Origin of the sequence: Paenibacillus ottowii, assembly GCF_050516475.1 — a bacterium.
Lineage (GTDB): Bacteria > Bacillota > Bacilli > Paenibacillales > Paenibacillaceae > Paenibacillus > Paenibacillus ottowii.
The window spans coordinates 5525666-5537502 of the sequence record NZ_CP191577.1; the positions used below are offsets into that span (position 1 = coordinate 5525666).

An 11837-nucleotide genomic window follows, 5' to 3' on the forward strand; every position below is an offset into this window, starting at 1 on the left:
ACCCCCAGAATGCTCACCAGCATATCCGCAGAACGTTCCAGCAGTACGCCTACCGGTTGATCTGCTTCAACTCCTTTCGCACGTAACACACGGGCCAACTGGTTCGACTGCTTATTCAGCTCAGCGTAGGTTAGCACCATGTCCCCAGACACCACGGCTATCCGCTCAGGGTGGTTTTTCGCTTGCTCTTCAAAACGCTCGCTGAGCGACAGACCTTGGAGTGTTCCACGCACGCGATGTGCGTTCGGATCATTGAACACCCTCAGAATCTGCTCGGTTTCTTCTGCCGTAATGAGCTCCAGCTCACCCAGCTTCGCATCCGGGTTCGCCGCTACGACTTCGGCCAAGCGAATAAAGTGGCGTGTCATCCGTTCTACCGTTTCCCGTTGATACAGCGCAGTTGCATACTGCAATCCGAACTGGATGCCTGCCTCTTCCTCTCTGGCTTCCAGCGTCAAGTCAAACTTCGCTGGTGTTTGTTCCAAGCCATATGGACGGAAGCTGAGGTTTGCCAGTTGCAGCTCGCCTTCCTCGGTCGTTTGCAGGGTAAACATCGTATCAAACAGCGGATGGCGGCTCATATCCCGCTTCACATTCAGCTTTTCCACCAGTTCTTCAAATGGATAGTCCTGATGCTCGTAGGCTTGCAGGGCGCGAACCTTCACTTCTTCCACGTAGCTGCGGAAGGTATGCTCTGCTGTCGGGTAGTTTCGCAGTGCCAACGTACCGACGAACATGCCGAGAATCGGTTCCAGATCGGCATGGGGTCGTCCGGCAATCGGCGTGCCGACGACGATGTCCTCTTGGCCGCTGTATTGGTGCAAGAGTGCGGTGTACGCCGCCAGCAGGACCATATACAGCGTAGAACCTGTGTTCGCGGCCAGTTCTTTCAGCCGTTCGCTCACTTCGCGTTCCAGCCCGAACACCACGATATCGCCTGCTGTACTACGTATCGACGGACGGGCAAAGTCTGTCGGTAGATCCAGCACAGGCAGTTCACCTCGGAAGGTGTTCAGCCAGTACGCTTCCTGACGCTGCATCCATTCCTGATGGGCTTCGCTTTGCTGCCATACGGCATAATCCTTGTACTGTATCCGCAGTGGCGGCAGCTCTTCGGCTGGCCGCAAAGGCAGCGATATTAAAATGTCCTCGCAGATCAAAGGAGGCCTGCTCAAAATAAGCTCCCGATTGCGAATCCATCAGATTGTAAAAGAGCATCCCCTTTTGCATCGGGGTCAGTGCATATACATTTTCCAGTTCACCGATACGTGCCGCCTGCTCTGCAATTTGTTCCAGTTCTCCAGTCGTCAGACCTTTGAAGGATACATCACTTGGGGTAAGCTCTGGCCGCTCCTGAGCGACGCAATGTGCAATCACCTCTTGCAAAGCGGATTGCAGCAGTTCTGCCACCCGTTCCAGCGTCTCTTTACGATACTGCTTACGGCTGTAAGCGATCGTCAAACGCAGCGTGCCTTCCGAGATTATCGCGTTCAGATCCAGCGTGTACGGCAAGCGGGAATCGGCATCCTCTGTCTCCCCTGCGCTGTAGGAGGACAACGTGATTCCACTATTTTGCAGATCCTGATCGACCTGCCCCAAATAGTTAAAGCTGATTTCCGGCTCGGCTGCGATCGCACGGCCTTCATCGGATCCGGACGCAGGGGACAAGTAACGCCAGGTGCCATAGGTCAGCCCTTTATGCGGAATCCGGCGCAGGCCTTCCTTCGTTTCTTTAATCCGCTGAGCCAGTGTCATTTCCTTGCCAGTCTCCAGCAGCACTGGATACAAGCTCGTAAACCAGCCTACTGTACGTGTAATATCCAGCTCTGGCAGGATCGCTTCCCGGCCGTGGCCCTCCAGATTTACCAGCACCTGTCCTGCACCTGTCCAGTTGTGCACCGCCAGTCCCAGCGCGGTCAGCAGCAAATCATTGACCTCGGTGTTGTAGGCGCGATAAGCCTGCTTTAGCAGCTGCTGGGTTTCAGCTTCGGTCCATTCCACGGTCAGCACTTCGCTGTCTGCGTTCAAGGAGCCCTCGTAGGCAAAATCCTTAGGCAGCGGAGCAATCGCAGCTTTAGCCTGCTCTACCTGCTTCCAATATGACCCATCCGATGCGGCCACAGAACGATGAGTATAAGCCGTCAACTCGCGTGCCCACGTTTGGAAGGAATCTGTTTTATAAGGCAATCGTACAGGCTCACCCTTGATCGCCTGCTCGTAGCCTGTCGAGAAATCTTCAAACAAAATCCGCCACGACACTCCGTCCACCACCAAGTGGTGAATGGCGATCAGCAGATGGTCGCCCTCGGTTGTGCGGAACAATCCGAGCTTCACCAAAGGTCCTGCAGACAGGTCCATGCTGCTTTGAATTTCCGTCGCCTTCGCTTCCAGCGCTTCTGCATAGCTTTGCTGTTCACGGTAATCTACCGTTTCCAGCGTATACAGCGCGCCTTCCTCTACACGGCGTGTCCAAGCCGTATAACCCGAGGCATCTGGACGGAAGACCGTACGCAGCGCATCATGGTGCTTCACGAGGTGATCCATGACTTGACGAATCGCCGTCTCCTCAAAGCCCTCAGCGTTATAGAGCATGACCGCTTGATTAAAGTGCTGCGGACGCTCGCGTTCCTGGGCAAAGAACCAGTGCTGGATTGGAAGCAGCGCCGTTTCCCCGCTCACTTCTTCTTGACCTGCTATACGACGCACCTCATGCATATGCGGGGCCAGGGCTGCAACTGTTGGATACTGGAATAAATCCTTCATGTCCAGCTTATAGCCCGCCTGGAACGTACGGGATGCGATTTGGATAGCCTTGATGGAATCGCCGCCCAGATCAAAGAAATTGTCCAAAATACCAACCGTCTGTAGTCCCAGTACCGACTGCCAGACCGCTACCAAAGCGCGTTCTTGCGCCGTACGCGGCTCCGCATAATCGACTCCAGTTTGCAGGCTGCCTTCGGGTGCTGGCAGTGCTTTGCGGTCGATTTTGCCATTGGGACTCAGCGGCATTTGCTCCAGCTGTACAAAGTAGGACGGCACCATGTAGCTTGGCAGTTCCCGGCCCAGCGCACTTCTCAGCTCGCTAGCACTGATTTCTTGCCCGGCAACATAGTAGGCTACCATGTGTTTTTGTCCCGTTTCATCCGCACGGGCCATGACCACGGCTTCGCGTACCGATTCCACTTGCAGCAGTTGCGATTCGACTTCGCCCAGCTCAATCCGGTACCCGCGGATTTTCACCTGATGGTCGATCCGGCCCAAATATTCAATGTTGCCGTCCGGCATCCATCTCGCCAAATCGCCGGTGCGGTACATCCGCTCGTAAACAGCTTCCCCGCCGGCAAACGGATCTTTCACAAATTTCTCAGCCGTCAGTTCCGGACGGTTCAGATACCCCCGGGCTACACCGACACCGCCGATGCACAGCTCCCCTGCAACCCCAATCGGCTGCAATTGGCTGGCCGCAAAGGCAGCGATATTAAAATGTCCTCGCAGATCAAAGGAGGCCTGCTCAAAATAAGCTCCCGATTGCGAATCCATCAGATTGTAAAAGAGCATCCCCTTTTGCATCGGGGTCAGTGCGTATACATTTTCCAGTTCACCGATACGTGCCGCTTGTTCCGCAATCTGTTCCAGTTCCCGAGTCGTCAAACCTTTGAAGGACACATCACTTGGCGTCAGTTCCGGACGCTCTTGAGCGACGCAATGCGCAATCACCTCTTGCAAAGCAGATTGCAGCAGTTCCGCCACCCGTTCCAGCGTTTCTTTACGATACTGCTTACGACTGTAAGCGATCGTCAAGCGTAGCGTGCCTTCCGAGATCATCGCGTTCAGATCCAGCGTGTACGGCAATCGGGAATCGGCATCCTCTGTCTCCCCTGCGCTGTAGGAGGACAACGTGATTCCACTGTTTTGCAGATCCTGATCGACCTGGCCCAAATAGTTGAAGCTAATTTCCGGCTCGGCTGCGATCGCACGGCCTTCATCGGATCCGGACGCAGGGGACAGGTAACGCCAGGTGCCATAGGTCAGCCCTTTATGCGGAATCCGGCGCAGGCCTTCCTTCGTTTCTTTAATCCGCTGAGCCAGTGTCATTTCCTTGCTGGTCTCCAGCAGCACCGGATACAAGCTCGTGAACCAGCCTACTGTACGTGTAATATCCAGCTCTGGCAGGAACGCTTCCCGGCCGTGGCCCTCCAGATTTACCAGCACCTGTCCTGCACCTGTCCAGTTGTGCACCGCCAGTCCCAGCGCGGTCAGCAGCAAATCATTGACCTCGGTGTTGTAGGCGCGATAAGCCTGCTTTAGCAGCTGCTGGGTTTCAGCTTCGGTCCATTCCACGGTCAGCACTTCGCTGTCTGCGTTCAATGAGCCCTCGTAGGCAAAATCCTTAGGCAGCGGAGCAATCGCAGCTTTGGCCTGCTCTACCTGCTTCCAATACGACGCATCCGATGCAGCCTCCGGACGGTTGGCGTAAGAAGATAACTCCTGTGCCCACGTTTGGAAGGAATCCGTTTTATAAGGCAATCGTACAGACTCACCCTTGATCGCCTGCTCGTAGCCTGTCGAGAAATCTTCAAACAAAATCCGCCACGACACTCCGTCCACCACCAAGTGGTGGATAGCGATCAGCAGATGGTCGCCCTCGGTTGTGCGGAACAATCCCAGTTTCACCAAAGGTCCTGCAGATAGGTCCATGCTGCTTTGAATTTCCGTCGCCTTCGCTTCCAGCGCTTCTGCATAGGTTTGCTGTTCACAGTAATCTACCGTTTCCAGCGTATACAGCGCGCCTTCCTCTACACGGCGTGTCCAAGCCGCATAACCATCGGAAGCCTGACGGAAGACCGTACGCAGCGCATCATGGTGCTTCACGAGGTGGTTCATGACTTGACGAATCGCCGTCTCCTCAAAGCCCTCAGCGTTATAGAGCATGACCGCCTGATTAAAGTGCTGCGGACGCTCGCGCTCCTGGGCAAAGAACCAGTGCTGGATCGGAAGCAGCGCCGTTTCCCCGCTGACTTCTTCTTGGTCAGCTATACGACGGACCTCGTGCATATGCGGGGCCAGGGCTGCAACTGTTGGATACTGGAACAAATCCTTCATGTCCAGCTTATAGCCCGCCTGGAACGTACGGGATGCGATTTGGATGGCCTTGATGGAATCGCCGCCCAAATCAAAGAAATTGTCCAAAATACCAACCGTCTGTAGTCCCAGTACCGACTGCCAGACCGCTACCAAAGCGCGTTCTTGCGCTGTACGCGGCTCGGCATAATCGACTCCAGTTTGCAGGCTGCCTTCGGGTGCTGGCAGTGCTTTGCGGTCGATTTTACCATTGGGACTCAGCGGCATTTGCTCCAGCTGTACAAAGTAGGACGGCACCATGTAGCTTGGCAGTTCTCGGCCCAGCTCACTTCTCAGCTCGCTGGCCCCTAGCTCTTGCCCGGCAACATAGTAGGCCACCATTTGTTTTTGGCCCGTTTCGTCTGCACGAGCCATAACGACGGCTTCTCGTACGGACTCTACTTGCAGCAGTTGCGATTCGACCTCGCCCAGCTCAATCCGGTACCCGCGGATTTTCACCTGATGGTCGATCCGGCCCAGATATTCAATGTTGCCGTCCGGCATCCATCTCGCCAAATCGCCGGTGCGGTACATCCGCTCGTACCCGGCTTCCCCGCCGGCAAACGGATCTTTCACAAATTTCTCAGCCGTCAGTTCCGGACGGTTCAGATACCCCCGGGCTACACCGACACCGCCGATGCACAGCTCCCCTGCAACCCCAATCGGCTGCAATTGGAAGGTGTTCAGCCAGTACGCTTCCTGACGCTGCATCCATTCCTGATGGGCTTCGCTTTGCTGCCATACGGCATAATCCTTGTACTGTATCCGCAGTGGCGGCAGCTCTTCACCGTCGTACAAGCGTACAAATTCTTCAGTCAGTACTCCCATCGACACCCCATCCGAGACGATGTGATGCATATCGAGCATAAGCAGATGTTGGGCTTCCTGCTCTCCTCCCTGAACGCCCAGATCTACCAAGCCTACCCGCAGTAGCGGCGCAGCTTTGAGATCAAACGGACGGACAAAGCGACTCACCAGCTCATGCACTTCCTTGCTGGCCATCGTGTCTGTATCCGTAGTGGCACCCTCTGCCTGTACCTTCGTATATTCCACCTCGAACGGTACCGTGTCCTCAATCCATTGCATCGGCTCACTGTCGATCAGATCAAAGCGAGTACGCAAGGATGCATGACGGGCGATTAGTTGACGGAATACATGTTCCACTCGCTTCACGTCCAGCGGACCGCTCACTTGCAGCACCGACGGCATGTTGTAGTTCACATCCAGCGGATCGAACTGATGCAGCACATACAGTCGTTTTTGTGCCGAGGACAGCGGATAGAAGCTGCGCTCTTCCGCTACCGGAATGGACGCATACGTCACTTGATCCAGCTGTTCCAGTACAACGGCCAGTTGCTCAATCGTTGGTGCTTCAAAAATGCTACGCAATGGAAGCGGTTTGTTTAGCTCCTTGTGAATCTTCGAGGCCAGTGTCGTCACCCGCAGGGAATGTCCACCAATCTCGAAGAAGTTTTCCTTCACGCCGATCTGCGCCAGGCCCAGCACATCCTGCCAAATTTGCGCCAGCTTCACTTCCACCCATGTCCGCGGTGCGACATAGTCGACTCCACTTTGCAGGCTGCCTTCGGGTGCTGGCAGGGCCTTGCGGTCGATTTTACCGTTCGGTGTCAGTGGCATCTGCTCCAGCTGTACCAAGTACGAAGGCACCATGTAGTTTGGCAACTCCTCACCCAGTAAGCTTCGTAGCTCACCAACACTCACCTCACGTTCGGCAACAAAGTACGCCACTAGTTGGTTTTGTCCCTGCTCGTCCGCCTGGGCCAGCACGATGACCTCTTGCACGTCTTCCACTTTCAGAATCTGTGCCTCGACCTCGCCCAGCTCGATCCGATAACCCCGGATTTTCACCTGATGGTCGATCCGGCCCAAATATTCGATGTTGCCATCCGGCATCCATCTCGCCAAGTCACCCGTACGGTACATTCGTTCATAGCCTGCTTCACCAGCCGCGAATGAATTCGGTACAAATTTCTCATCCGTTAGCTCTGGACGATCTAGATAGCCGCGAGCCAGACCTGGTCCGGACACGCACAATTCACCTGCTACGCCTATCGGAGCCAAATGTCCATGTACATCCACCATGTATACCCGATGATTCGGCATCGGACGTCCGATGGAAATCAACTGTCCTGCTCTTGCGTCTTCGGATACTGGCCAGATGGATGTTGCCACCGAGTTTTCGGTTGGACCATAGCCATTGTAGTACGCCACCTGATCCTTCCATTTATATACCAGCTCTGTGGAAGCGGCTGAACCCGCAGTGACCAGAATACGCAGGTTTGGCATCCGCTGCGGCTCCAGATACACCGCATAGGTCGGTGGTAATGTCGCCACCGTAATTTGATGTTCTGTCATGTAATGCTCGAATCTCTCATAGTCCAAAATCGTCTCTGACGTTGGCATGTACAACGTGGCGCCACAGAACAGAGCTTGGAAGATTTCCCAGCAAGCTGCGTCAAACGAATAGCTGGCAAACAGCAATGTATGATCTGACGTACTGATCTGGGATTCCTGATCAAAATACGTTTTCAGATTACACAAACCGTGATGCTCCAGCATAACACCCTTCGGCTGCCCCGTGGTCCCTGACGTATAAATCACATACGCCAGATCGTTCGGACCGGACAACGGCTCCAGGTTGGAACCATCCTCGTGATACACACTCTGTTCCCCATTCAGCACCAGCATATGACCATCAAAAGCGACTTTGTCCACTAGGTGGCTTTGCGTTAACAACAGCTCTGCTCCCGAGTCGTCCAGCATGTAGCGGATACGCTCCTCCGGATACGTCGGATCGATGGGGACATATGCACGGAAGGTGTTCAGCCAGTACGCTTCCTGACGCTGCATCCATTCCTGATGGGCTTCGCTTTGCTGCCATACGGCATAATCCTTGTACTGTATCCGCAGTGGCGGCAGCTCTTCACCGTCGTACAAGCGGATAAATTCTTCAGTCAGTACTCCCATCGACACCCCATCCGAGACAATGTGGTGCATATCGAGCATAAGCAGATGTTGGGCTTCCTGCTCTCCTCCCTGGACGCCCAGATCTACCAAACCTACCCGCAGCAGCGGCGCAGCTTTGAGATCAAACGGACGGACAAAGCGACTCACCAGCTCATGCACTTCCTTGCTGGCCGTCGTGTCTGTATCCGTAGTGGCACCCTCTGCCTGTACCTTCGTATATTCCACCTCGAACGGTACCGTGTCCTCAATCCATTGCACCGGCTCACTGTCGATCAGATCAAAGCGAGTACGCAAGGATGCATGACGGGCGATTAGTTGACGGAATACCTGTTCCACTCGCTTCACGTCCAGCGGACCGCTCACTTGCAGCACCGACGGCATGTTGTAGTTCACATCCTGCGGATCGAACTGATGCAGCACATACAGTCGTTTTTGTGCCGAGGACAGCGGATAGAAGCTGCGCTCTTCCGCTACCGGAATGGACGCATACGTCACTTGATCCAGCTGTTCCAGTACAACGGCCAGTTGCTCAATCGTTGGTGCTTCAAAAATGCTACGCAGTGGAAGCGGTTTGTTTAGCTCCTTGTGAATCTTCGAGGCCAGTGTCGTCGCCCGCAGGGAATGTCCACCAATCTCAAAGAAGTTTTCCTTCACGCCGATCTGCGCCAAGCCCAGCACGTCCTGCCAAATTTGCGCCAGCTTCACTTCCACCCATGTCCGCGGTGCGACATAGTCGGCTCCACTTTGCAGGCTGCCTTCGGGTGCTGGCAGGGCCTTGCGGTCGATTTTACCGTTTGGTGTCAGTAGCATCTGCTCCAGCTGTACCAGATAGGAAGGGATCATGTAACCCGGCAGTTTCTGGCTCAAGGCGCTGCGTAACTCACTTGCGGCAACTTTCTCATCGGCGACCACATAAGCGCAGAGCTGCTTCTGCCCTTGCTCATCTTCCCGTGCGATGACCACAGCTTCTCGCACTGCCTCCAGCTTCAACAGCTGCGATTCTACCTCGCCCAGTTCGATTCGGTAGCCCCGAATTTTCACCTGCGCATCGATCCGCCCCTTATATTCCAGCGTACCATCCGCATTTAAGCGTACCATGTCGCCTGTGCGATAGCATCGTTCTCCGCTGCGGAACGGGCTGTCAATGAACTTTTCGGACGTCAGGTCCGGACGGTTACGGTAACCACGTGCTACCCCGTCACCGCCTACCAGTAGTTCACCCCATACCCCGACGGGCTGAAGCCGCATCGAACGGTCCACGACGTACGCTGTCGAATTATGGATCGGTCTGCCAATAGGCACCGATTCCGATTGCACACCAGGGATCGCATGCACTGTGGAAAAGGTTGTATTTTCAGTCGGGCCATAGATGTTACTGATTCGCAGGGACGGATGGGCCTCTAGCACCCGGTTCATATGTGGTACGGACATCACATCACCACCGACCAGCAGCTCCTGTATCCCCTCGAACAGTGTCAAATCCTGCTGAGACAGCTGGTTAAAGAGCGGTGTAGTCAAAAACATCGTGGTAATGCCGTGGCTGTGGACAGCTTCCTTAAGCTTGAGCACATCCAAAATGACATCCTGTCTCACTAGCACAAGCCGCCCACCGTTCAATAGCGCTCCCCAAATTTCAAAAGTGGATGCGTCGAAAACAATAGCGCCTGTCTGCAAAATGCGCGTGTCAGCGTCCAACTGTGCGTAGTTTGTATTTTTCACCAAACGTACGACATTGCGATGCTCTACCATGACACCCTTCGGCTGCCCCGTCGTACCCGACGTATAAATCACATACGCCAGATCGTTCGGACCAGACAACGGCTCCAGGTTGGAACCATCCTCGTGATACACACTCTGTGCCCCATTCAGTACCAGCACCTGACCATCAAAAGCGACTTTGTCCACTAGGTGGCTTTGCGTTAACAACAGCTCTGCTCCCGAGTCGTCCAGCATGTAGCGGATACGCTCCTCCGGATACGTCGGATCGATGGGGACATATGCACCTCGTTTAGGGTTTGTTTAATTTTCTACACATACGATTCTGCGAACTTCAAAAAGCATCGGGAATAACACCATGAAAAAAATGCTACTCGCTACTGCGCTGGCCCTGCTTATTACAGGATGTGCTCAACAGACGTTTACTGTTCAAAACAAACCGGCAGCAGTAGCACCAAAGGAAACCATCACCCATCATTTCTTCGTTTCTGGAATTGGGCAGAAGAAAACTGTCGATGCAGCCAAAATTTGTGGCGGCGCAGAAAATGTTGTTAAAACAGAAACCCAGCAAACATTCGTAAATGGATTGCTCGGTTTTATTACTTTAGGCATTTATACTCCGCTGGAAGCGCGTGTGTATTGCTCACAATAATTGCATGAGTTGCCCATCGATATGGGCAACTCTATCTGCACTGCTCATTAATATACTTCTGGGTTCCTTCCAGTTGTTTTTGCATAGTGATCAGCCTCTCTCTGAGGGTGAAATAATCCCGTTCAGCGGTGTCTGCCAGTCGGGGGGAGGCTGCATTATCCACGCCGGAGGCGGTGGTGGCTTCACGCACTGACTGACAGACTGCTTTGATGTGCAACCGACGACGACCAGCGGCAACATCATCACGCAGAGCATCATTTTCAGCTTTAGCATCAGCTAACTCCTTCGTGTATTTTGCATCGAGCGCAGCAACATCACGCTGACGCATCTGCATGTCAGTAATTGCCGCGTTCGCCAGCTTCAGTTCTCTGGCATTTTTGTCGCGCTGGGCTTTGTAGGTAATGGCGTTATCACGGTAATGATTAACAGCCCATGACAGGCAGACGATGATGCAGATAACCAGAGCGGAGATAATCGCGGTGACTCTGCTCATACATCAATCTCTCTGACCGTTCCGCCCGCTTCTTTGAATTTTGCAATCAGGCTGTCAGCCTTATGCTCGAACTGACCATAACCAGCGCCCGGCAGTGAAGCCCAGATATTGCTGCAACGGTCGATTGCCTGACGGATATCACCACGATCAATCATAGGTAAAGCGCCACGCTCCTTAATCTGCTGCAATGCCACAGCGTCCTGACTTTTCGGAGAGAAGTCTTTCAGGCCAAGCTGCTTGCGGTAGGCATCCCACCAACGGGAAAGAAGCTGGTAGCGTCCGGCGCCTGTTGATTTGAGTTTTGGGTTTAGCGTGACAAGTTTGCGAGGGTGATCGGAGTAATCAGTAAATAGCTCTCCGCCTACAATGACGTCATAACCATGATTTCTGGTTTTCTGACGTCCGTTATCAGTTCCCTCCGACCACGCCAGCATATCGAGGAACGCCTTACGTTGATTATTGATTTCTACCATCTTCTACTCCGGCTTTTTTAGCAGCGAAGCGTTTGATAAGCGAACCAATCGAGTCAGTACCGATGTAGCCGATAAACACGCTCGTTATATAAGCGAGATTGCTACTTAGTCCGGCGAAGTCGAGAAGGTCACGAATGAACTAGGCGATAATGGCGCACATCGTTGCGTCGATTACTGTTTTTGTAAACGCACCGCCATTATATCTGCCGCGAAGGTACGCCATTGCAAACGCAAGGATTGCCCCGATGCCTTGTTCCTTTGCCGCGAGAATGGCGGCCAACAGGTCATGTTTTTCTGGCATCTTCATGTCTTACCCCCAATAAGGGGATTTGCTCTATTTAATTAGGAATAAGGTCGATTACTGATAGAACAAATCCAGGCTACTGTGTTTAGT

The 11837-nt window shown here is 53.8% G+C and carries 3 protein-coding genes and 3 pseudogenes; 1 reads left to right on the top strand and 5 read right to left on the bottom strand.

Annotated elements, in window-relative coordinates; translation table 11 throughout:
• Positions 1 to 1115 (bottom strand): annotated as a pseudogene (locus ACQQ6X_RS25605) (condensation domain-containing protein); the annotation flags it as partial.
• Positions 997 to 10113, bottom strand: a pseudogene (locus ACQQ6X_RS25610) (amino acid adenylation domain-containing protein); the annotation flags it as partial. The pseudogenes ACQQ6X_RS25605 and ACQQ6X_RS25610, both read right to left, overlap by 119 nt.
• Positions 10114 to 10183: 70 nt before the next feature.
• Between ACQQ6X_RS25610 and bor the strand changes: the two are divergent.
• A complete protein-coding gene (gene bor, locus ACQQ6X_RS25615) occupies positions 10184 to 10477 on the top strand; it encodes a serum resistance lipoprotein Bor (RefSeq protein WP_000738492.1) in 294 nt (97 codons plus the stop codon).
• 31 nt (positions 10478 to 10508) lie between these two features.
• Here bor and rzpD read toward each other — a convergent pair whose 3' ends face one another.
• The 3 genes and pseudogenes from rzpD to ACQQ6X_RS25630 all read right to left on the bottom strand — a co-directional run bounded on the left by rzpD (position 10509) and on the right by ACQQ6X_RS25630 (position 11750).
• Positions 10509 to 10970 carry a prophage endopeptidase RzpD gene (gene rzpD / locus ACQQ6X_RS25620; RefSeq protein WP_000092275.1) on the bottom strand — a complete coding sequence of 154 codons (462 nt, stop codon included), beginning with the start codon at positions 10968 to 10970 and terminating at the stop codon, positions 10509 to 10511.
• The gene (locus ACQQ6X_RS25625; protein WP_202808541.1) at positions 10967 to 11404 is read right to left on the bottom strand and encodes a glycoside hydrolase family 24 protein; all 438 of its coding nucleotides are present in this window, start codon (positions 11402 to 11404) and stop codon (positions 10967 to 10969) included. The genes rzpD and ACQQ6X_RS25625 overlap by 4 nt, the downstream gene beginning before the upstream one ends.
• Before the next feature lie 22 nt (positions 11405 to 11426).
• Positions 11427 to 11750 (bottom strand): annotated as a pseudogene (locus tag ACQQ6X_RS25630) (phage holin, lambda family).
• Positions 11751 to 11837 lie beyond the last annotated feature (87 nt).